This window comes from Streptomyces sp. MUSC 14 (assembly GCF_001866675.1).
GTDB lineage: Bacteria > Actinomycetota > Actinomycetes > Streptomycetales > Streptomycetaceae > Streptomyces.
Map to the genome: position 1 here is coordinate 350,011 of NZ_MLYN01000007.1, position 13,381 is coordinate 363,391.

A 13,381-nucleotide genomic window follows, 5' to 3' on the forward strand; every position below is an offset into this window, starting at 1 on the left:
GAACGTCCCGTTTCACTCCTATATATGCCGCAATAGGGATAGTCAGTTCTCTGTCTGCCCTGTTGACCGGCTGCTCCAGTTCGACCACCGGCCAGTCCAAGCCCACGACGGCACAGCCGCATTCCGTCTCGGCGGGCATCACCGACGCGGCCCCACCGAGCGCGGGAGGTCCCGCAGCACCGCCAAGCTCCGCCCTGCCGAAGGACGTTGAGAAGACGGCTCGGGCCTTCACCACGGCCTACGCCGAGCATGACGCACGCGACGGCAAGGACAGCTCGTATGCCGACGCCGGCGCGCGGGCGGCCAAGCTCGCCTCCGGGGAGCTGATAGGCATCCTGAGTCAGCAGCGGCCGGGCCAAGACGCCCCGTGGGCAGCACTTCGTGCCGAGAAGGCGCGTCAGACGGTGAAGATCGCCTCAGTCGTGGTCCCCGACGGCGCGCCCGGGGTCAGCGCGTCCTCGGCTCTCGTCCGAGTCGGCTACACCCTGACGACAGCCCCTAAGTCCGGGCAGGCCAGGCACAGCAGCGAACAGCTCGTCCTGCGTCTGGAGCACACCTCCGACGGCTGGCGCGTCACCGCCCTGCCCTGGGCGTGACGGGGTCGCCGTGAACAGAGCCATACAAGGCGGTCTGGCGCTCCTAGCGGCAATGATCGTTTCGGCTACCGCTCTGCTGACCACGTTCGGCGGGGCTGACAGTGCCTCTGCCCAGGAGACCGGCCCCGGAGGGGACATCCTGACGGACGCTCCCGTGCCGGGCTGGGTCCGCGAACTCATCATCAAACACGCAGGCGAGTGCCCGCAGGTCACGGCCTCCCTCCTGGCGGCTCAGCTCTACCAGGAGTCGAGCTTCAACCCGAAGGCGGAGTCCAAGGACAAGAACGGCAACCCGGTCGCGATGGGTATCGCGCAGTTCACCCCTGAGACCTGGGCCGCTCGCGGTGTCGACGGCGACGGCGACGGCGTCAAGGACGTCTTCAACCCCGCCGACGCTATCGCGGCGCAGGCGAAGTACGACTGCACGCTCGCCCAGGAGGTCAAGGGGGTGCCCGGGGATTCGACGGACAACATGCTCGCCGCGTACAACGCGGGCGGCGGCGCCGTGATCCATTTCGGCGGCATCCCGCCCTATCCCGAGACGCGTGACTACGTGCGGAACATCCGCCAGCTGGCGGCGAAGTGGGCCGCCGCAGTCCAGCCGAACGCTCCGGCCGGCAAAGGCGCCGCCCGGGCCATCGCGGCCGCGAAGACGGCCCTGGGGACCTGGTACCAGTGGGGCGGGAGTTGCACCTCGCCGTACACGGGCGCGGGCGGCTGCGACTGCTCGTCGCTCACCAAGATGGCCTGGGCTTCAGCGGGCGTGAACCTCCCGAGGGTCACCTACGACCAGGTCCACGCCGGGACAGCCGTCAACAGCGTGTCCCAACTCCGCCCGGGTGACCTGCTGTTCAGCGTCCCCGGCAGTGCCGGCCCCGAACACGTCGGCATGTACATCGGCGACGACCAGGTCATCGAGGCCCCGCACACGGGCGCCCAGGTGCGGATCAAACCGCTCAGTTTCTGGACGCCGCAGATCATCGCGATGCGGCACGTCGACTAATCGCCACAAAACATCTTATTTACCTCTTAAAGCATCAAGGGGCTGAACATGCACAACCTCCTGTCTGTCGCTGCTGATCCCTCCCTTCACACGACCCTCGCCTCCGGGGCCGACGTCGTGTCCGGTGTGAAGCCGGACTGGGGCCCCTTCGGGAAGCTGGGCGGCACGGCGAAGGTGATCCTCGGTGTCATCGCCGCCGTCGTTCTCGTCATCGGCGCCGGCGCTTTCCTCGCCGGAGTCGGCAAGTCCAAGGGGTGGTTCGGTGAGGGCCACTCCACCATGGACAGCTCGCGCGGCAAGGGCATGATGGTCGGCGGCCTGACCTGCGTCTTCCTCGTGGCTTCCTTCGGCACCATCTTCGCCATCACGTACGGCATGGGTGTGTGACCCATGACCTCCCGATCCCGACAGAGGAGCGACTCCTCCAGGAAGGCGGCCGGGGCGCGCAAGTCGTCGGCCAAGCTCTGGGGCGTCGCTGTCTGCGGCGCGGCGGTGGTCACCGCAGCAGGGGTGGTCGTCAGCGTCGCCACCGGTAATCCTCGCGCCTCCGCTCCCAGCTCAGCAGCCCCCGCCAACTCGGCACCGCAGGCGAGCGGTGAGGGCATACGTGAGCTGGACGGCGTCCCCGTGGGCTACCCGCACACACAGGAGGGCGCAAAGGCTGCGGCGGCCAACTACACCACGGTCAGCGGCAGTTCTGACTTCCTCACAAACAGAGCGGCTCGGCACCGTGCCGTGTCGGTCATGGCGGCCACGGGCACTGCCGGTACGGCGACGAAGAGGGCCGATTACGCCGCCCGTGCAGCAGTCAGCGCACTGCGGGGCGACAACTCCAGAGTCGCCGCAGGGAAGGCCATCGCGCGTACCGGTGTCCTCTCGGCTCACATCCTGGGCTTCGACGCTCACGGCGCAATGGTCCGGCTGTGGACGACGACGGTTCGCGGCAGCGCGTCCGGGCACGCGACGCCGACGGCGGACTTCCAGTCGGTGACGGTCACGCTCACCTGGGAGGCCAACGACTGGAAGTTGAAGGACAGTTCGAGCGCGACCGGCCTGGTCGCCCCGATCGATGAGCGGCAGGCGTCCAACGTTACGAGCGACTTCGCCGACTACGTACCGGCCGCTGCGGAAGACCCTGTCATGAGCGGTTCGGTCGGTCGGGACGGCTTCCCGGCACCGTACGGGCACACCGAGCACGGCGCCCGCGCCGCCGCTGCCAGCGCCACCATGCTCTACGGCGACCCGCGGTTCTTCACCGATGACGCCTGGCGCCACCGGATGCTGACGGCGACCGCGGCGCCGAGCGTACTGCCCTCGGTCACCTCGGACACCGACTCGACGGCCCGCCTGGTCGTGCAGAACCGCGGGGTTGGTGCCGACGGCACGACTGCCGACGGAAGCGAATTGATCACGCGGACGGCCGCGCTCGCCACCCGCCCGATCTCCTACTCCGGCCAAGCCGCGAGCATCGAGCTGTGGACCGCGTCGGTGGGTGGCGTTGCCGGGAAGGACGAGACGCAGCGCCCGCAGGTCGCCTTCCTCCGGATGACCGTTGACCTGGTCTGGCTGGACGGTACGTGGAAGACGACGGCCGTCACTCCGTCCGAACCGCTCGTGCCGTCGCCGCCGGCCATGCAGGAGGCAGACCCGGCCGACAACTTCGCGGACTTGGGGGGTGCCGGCAATGCGCCTGCGACTGCGTGACGACGCCCCCGGCCTGCTCACCATCGAGTGGGGCACCCCGAGCCGCTGGCGGCGCCGCCTCCAGACGGTGGCCATGGTCAACGTGGTCATCGGGTTCCTGTTCGTGCCTTCCGCGGTCGCCAACCCCTTCTGCTACATCCCGATGGTGTGTGAGGCGAAGGCAGCGATCGACTTCGTCAAGGACCCGTTGGGCTTCTTGTTGCAGAAGCTGACCGAGGCCAACATCTGGTTCCTGCGCAAGATGCTGGAACTGATCCAGAACACGACGAAGATCGACCTCACGAGCCCCGGCTTCCTGAAGCAGTACGCGATTATTTTCGCGGCCTCCAGCCTGCTCACCGTGGCCCTGTGGCTGATAGCTGTGGCCAAGCGGGCGGTCCGGGGAGTCTCCGTGACCACCGCGATCTCCGAGGCGATCGGCTTCCTGCTCCTCCAGTTCGTGGTCAACGCGATGACGCCGGGCGCAATCGCTCTGCTGCTGAAGGGCATTGACGAGGTCACGGCCGTCTTCGAGCCGTACGCGACGTCGAACTTCAAGCCGTTCCTGGAGAACATCCTCAAGGTGATGGCCGGGAACCCCACCGAGGGTGTGGGGCAGCTCCTGGTCGTCAACTTGATCATGATGGTCGGCGCGCTGCTGATGTGGGTCGAGCTGCTGATCCGCGGCGCGGCCGTCTACGTGGCAGTCGCGCTCGGTCCCGTCGTGAACGCCGGGCTCGTCGACCGCGACCTGTGGAACAAGAGCAAGAAGTGGTTCGGCGCCATTTTCGCGATCGGCCTGAGCAAGCCCATCCTCTTCGCCCTGCTCGGCCTCGGCGGCGCGATCCTCAGCGACACCTCGGGCAGCATGTCCGACGCGGTCTCCAAGACGCTGGTCGGCGCGCTGATCCTGCTGCTCGCCGTCTTCGCCAGCGCCACGCTCTACAAGTGGGTGCCCGCCTTCGGCGATGAGATGGCCCAGCTCCACCACGACCGTAAGACCGCACAGTCCTCCGGCCCGGCCGCCGCGATTGACGGTCCCGGCCAGCACGCCAACCGCGCGATCGGGGCCCGCGTGCAGGACTCCTTGGTCGGCGGCAGCGCCAAAACAGCGGGCAGCAAGACGGCAGGCGTCACAATGGGCGGCGGAACGGCTGCCGGGCCGGTCGCTGCCGCGGCGGCAGTGGCCAAGGCCGGCGGCGACATGGTGAAGAACAAGGCAACGAGTTCCCCCGGCGCGCAGGGCGTCGGTGCCGTCAACGACCGCGGCGCCGAGCAGCCCGAAGCCCAGCAGGGCAGCAACGACCAGGCCGGAACCTCCGGCGCACCGGCCGCAGCTCGCCCCGGGGGCGCAACCTCCGCCCCGGTCGTCAGCTCTGCCCCCGACTGGTCCTCGGCCGGAAGCCACGCAGCGTCCGGCCGTCCACCGGGAACCAGCGGAGCCCCGAGTACGGCACAGCCGCCCTCGCCGCCGGCTCCCCGCCCGGCGACCTCCTTCCCGACGCCGCCCGTCTCCCCCTCCCCTGCATCAGGAACCACCTCGGGCTCCCGGCCCTCGATCACGCCCCCGCCACCGCCACCGCGCCCGTCGGGCGGCCAGGCACCCGGACGTCCGAACCCCAGCAAGGATCAGTGACCCATGTCGACTCGTACGTATCAGTTCGGAAAGCACCGCCCTACGGGGCTGGTGGGCCGCCGCGACCTCGGCGAACAGGTCGTTCTCGGTGGCGGCGCGGTCACCGGCATCCTGTTCGGCTACCTCTTCAGCGGCGTGACGGCTATCGCCGCGAGCTGCCTCGTGCTGCCGATCGTGCTGGCCCTGGTCATCGTGTACGCCCCGTACCGGCCAAAGGGCACGTCCCAGCGGCGCACGCTGTACCGCTGGTGGCGGATCAACCGCTACCACCGCAAGGCGCTCCGCCGTACCGGCGGCGTATGGGTGTCCCCGGCCTTCGAGGCCGGCGTGGGCCGCGACGGCACCCCGCCGGACGCAGCCCTGACGGAGCCGGAGGGCCTCACGGGCATGACGTGGGTGCCGGTCACGGTCCGCGGGCAAAGGGCTGTCGTGGTCCTCCAGCCGGAGGCCGGGTGCGTCACGGCCACCCTGGAGATCGCCTCCCCCGGCCTCGGTGGCAAGGAAGTCGGGGAACAGGTCGTCGCCCTGGAGCGATGGGGCGAACTCCTCGACGCCTTCGGCAACGTCGAGGAACACCCGGTGAAGCGGATTCAGGTCCTCGCCCGGCAGATGAAGTCCGACCCCTACGCACACCAGCGGTTCATCGCGCAGCGCGACCAGTCAGCCGCGACAGCCGATGCTCCGCAGTGGCTGAAGGACTCGTACGACGTGCTGGCCAACGCGGTGTCGACCTCGGCGGAGGAGCACCGCTACTACATCACCATCCACGCGAAGTTCACCCGCGATCTGGCCGCCGAAGGCGCGGCCCGAGGCACCGGTGACGAAGGGGTCGCCGCCGCCATGGCCGCGTACCTGGAAGAGCTGTGGTCCCGCGCGGAGGATGCCGACCTCTCCGTGATCGCACCCCTGGACGAGGGCCGGATGACCGCGTTCATCCGCAACTCCTACGACCCGGACCACGCCATCTGGGACACCGCCCTCCCGCAGGCGCACGCCTTCCCCCGCAACGTCGACGTCCGCAACGGGACTCACGTCGCCACCCGCGCCGCAGGCTCCACCGACAGCTGGTACCACGCCACGGCCGCCGTCGTCGGATGGCCCACCACTCCCGTAGGCCCCGACTTCCTGTCACCCCTGCTGATCGGGATGCCCGACGTGATCCGCACCATCGCGATCACCCAGCAGCTCGAACCCAACGACAAGGCCGTGGAACGGATGCTCGCGGAGGACACGAACAACCAGGCCGAAATGGACCGCGACCGCAAGCGCGGCAAGAACATCGACCCTCGCGACCGGATCGCGGCGGACGCCACCGGATCACGGGGCATGGCCCTCGCGTCTTCCGGCGCGGCCGGTTCCGCCGTCGTCGGCTACATCACCGTCTCCTCACGCAGCGCCGAGGAACTGGAGCGCACGAAACGGACGACCGCTTCCCGTGCCCGCAACGCTCACCTCCGGATCGAATGGCTCGACCTCGAACACGCTCGCGCCTTCGCCACGACCCTCCCCCTCGCCGGAGGCATCAAGTGACTGACCTGCTCGACCTCGCTCCGCTGTCGCCGATGTACGAGACGGTGCGCCGCCCGCTGCACACGGAGACGACCACCAGCCAGGCCCTGTACCTGCCCATCGCGCCGCCGACTCTCGGCACCGAGGGCGCGATCATCGGCCGGGAGCTCTACAGCGGGAAGGCTTTCATCTACTGCCCCTTCAGCGCCTTCGGTGACGGCCTGCCCGGCGGCAACATGATCGTGATGGGCGACACCGGCCGGGGGAAGTCGGCCCTCACCAAGACGTACACCGCACGACAGATCCGCCTCGGCCGACAGGTGGTCGTGCTCGACACCAAAGAGCAGAAGGAGCGGGAGGAGGGCGAGTGGGCCGCTCTCGGCCGCTCGCTGACCGGCAAGGCCCCGGTGCGGTTCGCGCCGGGCGGCGGTCGCGGTGCCTCGTGCATCAACCCGATGGACCCCGCCATCGCAGGCAAGCGGCAGATCGAGCTGGTACGGACGATCGTCGAACTCGGCCTCGGCCGGTCCTTGGACGAGTTCGCCGGCTCCGCCCTGCGTATCGCGATCCGACGGGCCCACCAGCGGGCGGGCGACCTCGGCCGCACGCCGGTCCTCGCGGACGTCGCCGCAGCGCTGCGGTCGCCGGAGGAGTCCGACGCCACGGCCAAGCAGCGGACGCGGGACGAACTCCTCGGTGACGGTCTGGAGGCGTCCTACGTCCTGGACCGGCTCTGCGGGGGCGAGCAGGATGCGACCGGCGACCTCACCGGCATGCTCGACGGGCCGACCAGCCTCGGCGTGGACCTCGACGCCGACATGATCGTCTTCGACCTGACGAAGGTCCCGTCCGGCGGCGTCGCCATGACCATCCTCGTCGCCGTCATCAGCGTCTTTCTCGAAGAGGTGTGGCTGCGCCCCCTGTGCGAGTGCGGGACGGAACCAGGACAGCACGAACGCGTCGTGGTGGACGCCAACTCCGGGGCCTGGGAACTGGGGCCGAACCCGGAATCGAGCTGCCGCCGCTACACCCAGCGCAAGCGGATTCTCGTCTGCGAGGAGGCATGGCACATCCTCGGAACTCCCCAACTCGCCTCCCTGTTGGAGAAGTTCCTCAAATTCGCTCGCGGCTACGGCCTCTCCTGCATCTTCATCGTCCACCACCTCTCGGACATCGATGACAGCCCGGAGACCCAAGCGGCACTGAAGATGGCCGACACCATCGTCATCTACTCGCAGAAGAAGGCCGAGGCAGAAGCGACGGTGTCCCGGCTGGGCCTGCCGTCCTGGACGGCGGAACACATCACCCGCCTGCGCCGCGGAATCGCCCTGTGGAAGGTCGGTGAAGTCATCTATCCCGGCGTCCAACACCTCCTGGTCCAGGCCGAGCAGCATCTGTGCTTCTCCTCCGGCTCGATGACCGACCTGACCAGCACTTCCCCGGACACCGAATGAGCAGGCACCACCACCTCGCCGTCGCCGGCCCCTTCCACTCAGATTCGGAGCACGCCCCCTCCATGACCATCACGACCACGCTTCCGACCGACGAGCACGCGGTGCGGCAGGACATCGACCAGTTGCACGCCGATGCGCTCGATCTCGCCGACCGTACGAAGGCGCTGGCCATCGCGCTGGACCACGGCGACTACTCCGCCGCCGGGGGCCGCGTCCGCACAGCCGTCGCCCACATCTGGCGTGCTGCCGAGGACCTGCACAGCGCCTTCCACACGGCGCCGCCGCGCTGTGCGGGGCCTGATGCCTCACTCTCCCGGCTGTGCGGCCGGCGGATGCGGTACCTCGCGGCACGTGTCGCACGGAGGGCCGAGTAGTGGACGTCATGCCCGGCGGGATCTCCCTGGCCCTGTACGCCCTGACCGTCGTGTGCGCGGTGGCCCTGGTGACGCTCTGGGTTCTGGCGAACCGGGGCCGCCGCAACGCCGGATTCGCAAGCAAGGGCCAGCTGAAGCGCCAGATGTCGGCCAAGGCGGTCCTGCGAGCAACGGAGATCCGCCCCTCTCTCACCCGCGCTGACGACCAGCCCGCCCCTGCATCAGCGGTGAGCCTCGCGAAGGACCGCTCCGCCGGTCGTTGACCAGCCCCCTCCTCTCCCCACCTCGTTCCGGAGCACGCCATGCACCACCCCCTTGATCCTTACGACTTCGGCTACTCGCTGGGAACCTCGCAACGTCCGAAAGGCGTAGACCTGTGGTCCCGCGCCGACAAAGCGTGCCGGGTCATCGGCCCCATGGGCAGCGGAAAGACCCTGCGCTTCTTCGCTCCGACCATCCGCAACTGGGCCGGTCCGGTCCTGGCCACCTCGACCAAGCCCGACCTGGTCGAACTGACCCTCGACGCACGGCGGCGTGACGGCCGACCCGTCATGGGCTTCGACCCACAGGACATCGCGCCCTCCCTCCCTCGGTTCCGCTGGACGCCGATCACCGGCGCCTCCGAAACGGAGATCGCGATGATGCGCGCCAAGGCCTTCGTCGCCGGTTCACGAACACCCGGGTCCGCGGCACAGTCCAGCGAGGGCAGCGCCTTCTACAAGGGACAGGCATCCAAGATCCTCGCCGCCTTCTTCCACGCCGCCGCCCTCGACGGCGCCAACCTCGACTGGGTGCTGAAGTGGGCCCGCAAGCTCACCGACCCCGCCCCCCTTGGCATCCTCAACGCCCACCCCGGCGCAGGCCCCGGCTGGGCGGACATGCTCCGCACGGCCACCACTGGGGACAGCCGTACCGTCGGCAACACCGCCTCGACCCTCGACGCGGCCCTCGAACCCTTCATGCACCAGTCGGTGATCCGGGCCCTTCAGGGAGACGGAGCGGACGCCACGGACTTCCACGACTTCCTTGACGCAGGCGGCACCCTCTACCTGCTCGGCAAGGACTCGGAGGTGAACAGCGTCGCACCTCTGACCACGGCGATAGCCGAAGACCTGCTGGACCTCGCAGAAGCTCACGCCATCGCATCCCCAGCCGGGCGGCTCGACCCCGCCCTCCTCGCCGCCTTGGACGAGGCGCCGAACATCGCCCCGATCCCGAGCTTGCGCCAACGCGTCGCCGACGGCCGAGGACGAGGCATCACGGTCATCTACGGACTCCAGGCCTGGGCGTCCGCCCGCGCCCGCTTCGGCGAGGACACAGCGAAAGAGCTGGCCGCGTTCACCAACAACGTCGTGGTCTTCAGCGGAGACAAAGACCCGGCCTTCCTCAAGGACATGTCCGACCTGTGCGGTCAGGTCGAACGGGAGCGCAAAACAAAGACCACGACCGGGGGAGACCGCGGCGGCCATTCGACGGCCACGCACATGGCACTGGAACCGGTCCTGCGCGGGGACGAGATCAGGAGCCTGCCGGAAGGCCACGCCCTGGTGCTCGCGGACAACCTCCCGCCCGTCGTCACTCGTCTCGACGGCATGTGGACCTGGGAGTCCTGGTCCGAGATCGAAGGTCACGTCCGCGACCTGCGAGCGGCCAACGAAGCGGAGCGCGCACGGCAGGCCACAGCGAAGAAGAGCCAGGCCAAGGCTCACGCCGCCGCATGGGCTGGCCGCGAGGGGGCGGCTGCCGCATGACGAATCTCCTTGCCCGATTCGAGCCCTTCCCCGAGCCGCCCGCGTTGATCCTGGAGTACATCGCAGAGCGAAGTGCGGAGGAGTCCGTGGTCGACGGTCCTGCTCCGTGGGACCTGGGGGCTCTACCAGCTGAGTTGATCGCGCCGATGCCCGCGTGGCTCGACTCAGTGTGCCGCTGGCTCAACTGGGCGTATGCCTGGCAGCCACAGGACGTCATCCCACCGTGCTGGACGAAGCACGAGGGCCTTGGGTACGAGATCGCGGCCCTCGCCTTCGCACGAACCGATGCGTACGCGGACGCGGGCTCAACCGTGATCTGGCACGAGCAGTACGACCGGTTCCTCACACGGATGAACAAGGCCCTCGGCAAGGCCGGCGACGAATGCCGAGTGGGACGGCACGAAGACCGCCCGGCGCGCTTCCAGCTCGCAGCCTGGCCCTCACAAGCCGGTGGAGGCCACGAAGAAACCGAGCCTGCGGAACGAGCCGAGGAGATGGCGCAGTGATGACGAACCCCGACATGGTCTTCTCCGCGGACCCCCGGCATGGGTTGGTTGCGCGAAGCGGCTGGGAGAAAGAAGAAGCTCGAACGGTGCTCCGCGATCTCGGCTGGGAGTGGGCGGAGGAGCTGCACGCGCTCGTCCCGCCGGACGACGTGCCAGAGATCGACGCCGCAGTTCAGGCAGTGGCAGAACTGCACCTTCACGGTCACCTCACCGGTTACGCAGTGGGACCGTACGGCACAACGCGGCTTACTCTGACTCGCGCGGAGCAGGTATTCACGAAGCTCGTGACACGGGATGCCGCAGAGGTGCAGCCCCTGGAGACTGGTCAAGAAGTGCAGCAGACGGCCTCACGGCAGCGGCTGGGGTATGGCCGCAACGCAACCACCATGGAGACCTTCGCAGCCGAAACACCGGACAGTCCAGCGATCTGAGTGGGCGTTGTCGCTTCCGTGGCTTTAGGGCCAAGGAAGCGGTCCATTTACGATCAGCCCAAATCGCAATTCACAAGGGTGGCCCACCACCGGTGCTGTTGGAAGGGGCTGCGGGTGCGGCACCGGGCACCTGCGCCTGGTAAGCCGCGCTGAGCGCCGAACTCTGCGCCCTTGCGATCTGCCTAGCGCTGTCCGAGTCGACCCGCCGAAGTACGAAGAGCCCTGCGAGTGAGAGCACACTTGGGCCTGACAGCATGGCCGCCAGCCACGGGGAACCATTCACGCCTACGATGACTGCCGCAGTCAGCATGCCGACGGCCAGGACGAACCCAGCTATTAGGCCAACGAAGTAAAGCTGGTGCACACGGCGGTCTTTGGCTTCAAGCGACTTTAAGCGCGCTTCCTCCAGTCGCCACTCATGCTGCCGCGCGAGTTCGGGATCCAGCGCCTTCAATGCGACTTCAAGGTGTTCGGGTGGAAGTTGCGCCCACTGCAGCGCGATCTCCAGCCCGCTGGGCTGGCTCGTTGATGAGTCGCTGGTCATCGCTTGCTTCCGCCCCCATCACTCACCACAGGTTCGAACGTACCGAGCAGCCCCTCCGGAGGTGGCCCCAATGCTTGAAAGAGACGCTCGATTCCACCCGCCAACTCTCTTGCCGCAACTGCCATTTCAGGATGCGTCCCGATATCTAGCAAGTCCGGAGCGTGCGCCTGGACGCCACGATCGACGGTCTCACTGCGCAAACCCAACCTGCCGTCAACTACTGTGCGTACCAACAGATCGTCCGGGTCATGAATCCAAGCTCGGAATGTGGCATTTTTTACTTTGACTGACACCTCACGGAAGGAATCCGCCGAGATGCCCAAAAAACCGTGCTGCAAAACCGTTTGATAGACCGTCGAAGAAATGCATACAACAGTGGGGGCGGTTGTATTCCTGAGCATTCGGCGCAACAAGTCGTGATCCAGGAGGCGGAAGGCTTGGAACCTCCTCTGGTCCATGCCGCCTGATGCGGCGTCAACAACTTCCCCGTCATCGACTACGACTCGCAGACGCAGTTGAAGGCGCGGCGCCCGCCCACTGTTCCACTTCCCCACTTCCACGGGGAGTCGTTCCATTGTGGCGCGGAGGAGCACGGCCGGAGGCACCGACTGGTCGACCAAGACCATGACCGCATCACCACGGTCAATAATCTCATAGTCATCACGATCGGCACCCGCTGCCCTCAGCAGCGAAGCAGCGCAACTGTAGATGCCGCGACGTAATTCAGCGCGCTGGGAATCAGTTGATTCTCGCCCTTCGGCTTCCAGCAGAACAATCGAGCGCCGCACTGCCTGAGCGCCGGGAGGTCGAGCACCAAACTCCACACGACCCGCCTGAATGACGGGGCCGTGGAAAGTGCCCCCACTTAGTTCATTGGAAACGTCCCCAGCTTGCTGGCCGCGCTCCAAATCACCGAGGAGTTCCCTCAGGGAATGGGATGCCTCCGGATGTTTATCCAGGAGATCAAATAGCCGCAGACGCAAGAGCTGTAAAATATCTTGCTCAATATGTATGTCTCTGCCGTTAGGGGTCGCCCGTAAAGCGGCTAACAGCTCCATCAATTCGACCTTCACCTGAACGGCGGCATCAGAGCCTAGACGGGCATGGAGTTGCACAAAGCGATCACGTGCCTGCTTCCACGCCCCGGTAGTCATGGCCGCCACCAACGCGGAGGCTACCGCCGAGACCAGCGCTACTTCCTCCACAGCCCAATCCCACCCCCTACGACAACACGGTCAGCTCCAGCGTAGACAGCGCACCTCCCCCTGCGTAAGACCAACGAGGCTTCCCGCCCCACCACCCACTCTCGGTCGGCGAGCGCCAGGGCCTCGCTCTGCGCTACGGAGCAGACCTCCCGGATGACGAGTCCGGGGTCCTCCCAGACGGGACTGCTCGTGCCGTGCGCTACCGCTGCGAACGCGGCATCGGGAAGATTGCCCACCATCTGAACGGCCTTGCGTACGTGGATGGCCCTCAGGAGTCTGCCACCGTCAGCTGAAGTAGAGCGTCCCGTCCTCCGGCGGGGCGCCTCCCTTGCATCAGCGCCGTTCATGAGCTCAGCGTGTGCTGCCGGCTCATGCGAGAACACCCAACGCCACCATGACTAACACGAGTACGGTCATCGTTGCCCCCACCGAGGCGCCGCCTCGCATGATGCAGGCGGGCACTTTGGCGCCGTCGAGGTGGGCCAACATACCGGCCACCATCCCAACAATTACCGCCGTGAGCAGCGCCACGCCAACGACCAGGACCCTCACACTGAACGAGAACCCCACCACGAACCTCCCTGACTGCACTGGGACTTGGAGACGACCACAGCGTCATTCAGAGCGCCCTCGCTGGTCTACGATTTTGGACTAGCTCGGAGATCTCTGGACTACTCGGGAGTTGGGGG

General features: G+C 67.4%; 15 protein-coding genes. 12 read left to right on the plus strand and 3 right to left on the minus strand.

The window, feature by feature from the left end; genetic code table 11:
* The first annotated feature begins 62 nt into the window (after positions 1-62).
* From BIV25_RS02885 to BIV25_RS02940, 12 genes are all read left to right on the plus strand, one after another.
* Positions 63-596 carry a hypothetical protein gene (locus BIV25_RS02885; RefSeq protein ID WP_256255543.1) on the plus strand — a complete coding sequence of 178 codons (534 nt, stop codon included), beginning with the start codon at positions 63-65 and terminating at the stop codon, positions 594-596.
* Positions 597-648: 52 nt separating this feature from the next.
* Positions 649-1,599, plus strand: coding sequence for a bifunctional lytic transglycosylase/C40 family peptidase (locus BIV25_RS02890; protein WP_256255544.1), 951 nt, complete (start codon positions 649-651; stop codon positions 1,597-1,599).
* A gap of 48 nt (positions 1,600-1,647) precedes the next feature.
* Positions 1,648-1,986 (plus strand): hypothetical protein, encoded by a 339-nt coding sequence (locus tag BIV25_RS02895; protein ID WP_079176395.1) that lies wholly within the window; start codon positions 1,648-1,650, stop codon positions 1,984-1,986.
* A 3-nt stretch (positions 1,987-1,989) separates the two neighbouring features.
* Positions 1,990-3,303 (plus strand): hypothetical protein, encoded by a 1,314-nt coding sequence (locus BIV25_RS02900; protein ID WP_256255545.1) that lies wholly within the window; start codon positions 1,990-1,992, stop codon positions 3,301-3,303.
* Complete coding sequence (locus BIV25_RS02905; RefSeq protein ID WP_256255546.1) at positions 3,284-4,918, plus strand: hypothetical protein; 1,635 nt, start codon at positions 3,284-3,286, stop codon at positions 4,916-4,918. Before BIV25_RS02900 ends, BIV25_RS02905 begins: the two co-directional genes overlap by 20 nt.
* 3 nt (positions 4,919-4,921) lie before the next feature.
* Positions 4,922-6,448, plus strand: a complete 1,527-nt coding sequence (locus BIV25_RS02910) for an SCO6880 family protein (protein WP_071370481.1) — start codon at positions 4,922-4,924, stop codon at positions 6,446-6,448.
* Positions 6,445-7,881 carry an ATP/GTP-binding protein gene (locus BIV25_RS02915; protein WP_071370482.1) on the plus strand — a complete coding sequence of 479 codons (1,437 nt, stop codon included), beginning with the start codon at positions 6,445-6,447 and terminating at the stop codon, positions 7,879-7,881. The genes BIV25_RS02910 and BIV25_RS02915 overlap by 4 nt, the downstream gene beginning before the upstream one ends.
* 62 nt (positions 7,882-7,943) lie before the next feature.
* A complete protein-coding gene (locus tag BIV25_RS02920) occupies positions 7,944-8,255 on the plus strand; it encodes a DUF6238 family protein (protein WP_256255547.1) in 312 nt (103 codons plus the stop codon).
* Positions 8,255-8,518: a hypothetical protein gene (locus BIV25_RS02925; protein ID WP_071370484.1), complete on the plus strand. Its 264-nt coding sequence runs from the start codon at positions 8,255-8,257 to the stop codon at positions 8,516-8,518. Before BIV25_RS02920 ends, BIV25_RS02925 begins: the two co-directional genes overlap by 1 nt.
* Before the next feature lie 39 nt (positions 8,519-8,557).
* Positions 8,558-10,006 carry a type IV secretory system conjugative DNA transfer family protein gene (locus BIV25_RS02930; RefSeq protein ID WP_071370485.1) on the plus strand — a complete coding sequence of 483 codons (1,449 nt, stop codon included), beginning with the start codon at positions 8,558-8,560 and terminating at the stop codon, positions 10,004-10,006.
* Positions 10,003-10,512: a hypothetical protein gene (locus BIV25_RS02935; protein WP_071370638.1), complete on the plus strand. Its 510-nt coding sequence runs from the start codon at positions 10,003-10,005 to the stop codon at positions 10,510-10,512. The genes BIV25_RS02930 and BIV25_RS02935 overlap by 4 nt, the downstream gene beginning before the upstream one ends.
* Positions 10,512-10,943 (plus strand): hypothetical protein, encoded by a 432-nt coding sequence (locus tag BIV25_RS02940; protein WP_256255548.1) that lies wholly within the window; start codon positions 10,512-10,514, stop codon positions 10,941-10,943. Before BIV25_RS02935 ends, BIV25_RS02940 begins: the two co-directional genes overlap by 1 nt.
* A 70-nt stretch (positions 10,944-11,013) precedes the next feature.
* On the opposite strand, the gene BIV25_RS50235 is transcribed toward BIV25_RS02940, so the two are convergent.
* The 3 genes from BIV25_RS50235 to BIV25_RS02945 form a co-directional block, all read right to left on the minus strand.
* Positions 11,014-11,487: a hypothetical protein gene (locus BIV25_RS50235; RefSeq protein ID WP_143076571.1), complete on the minus strand. Its 474-nt coding sequence runs from the start codon at positions 11,485-11,487 to the stop codon at positions 11,014-11,016.
* Positions 11,484-12,692, minus strand: a complete 1,209-nt coding sequence (locus tag BIV25_RS50240) for a hypothetical protein (RefSeq protein WP_143076572.1) — start codon at positions 12,690-12,692, stop codon at positions 11,484-11,486. The genes BIV25_RS50235 and BIV25_RS50240 overlap by 4 nt, the downstream gene beginning before the upstream one ends.
* Positions 12,693-13,061: 369 nt before the next feature.
* Positions 13,062-13,262 (minus strand): hypothetical protein, encoded by a 201-nt coding sequence (locus BIV25_RS02945; RefSeq protein WP_079176411.1) that lies wholly within the window; start codon positions 13,260-13,262, stop codon positions 13,062-13,064.
* Between the last annotated feature and the right edge of the window lie 119 nt (positions 13,263-13,381).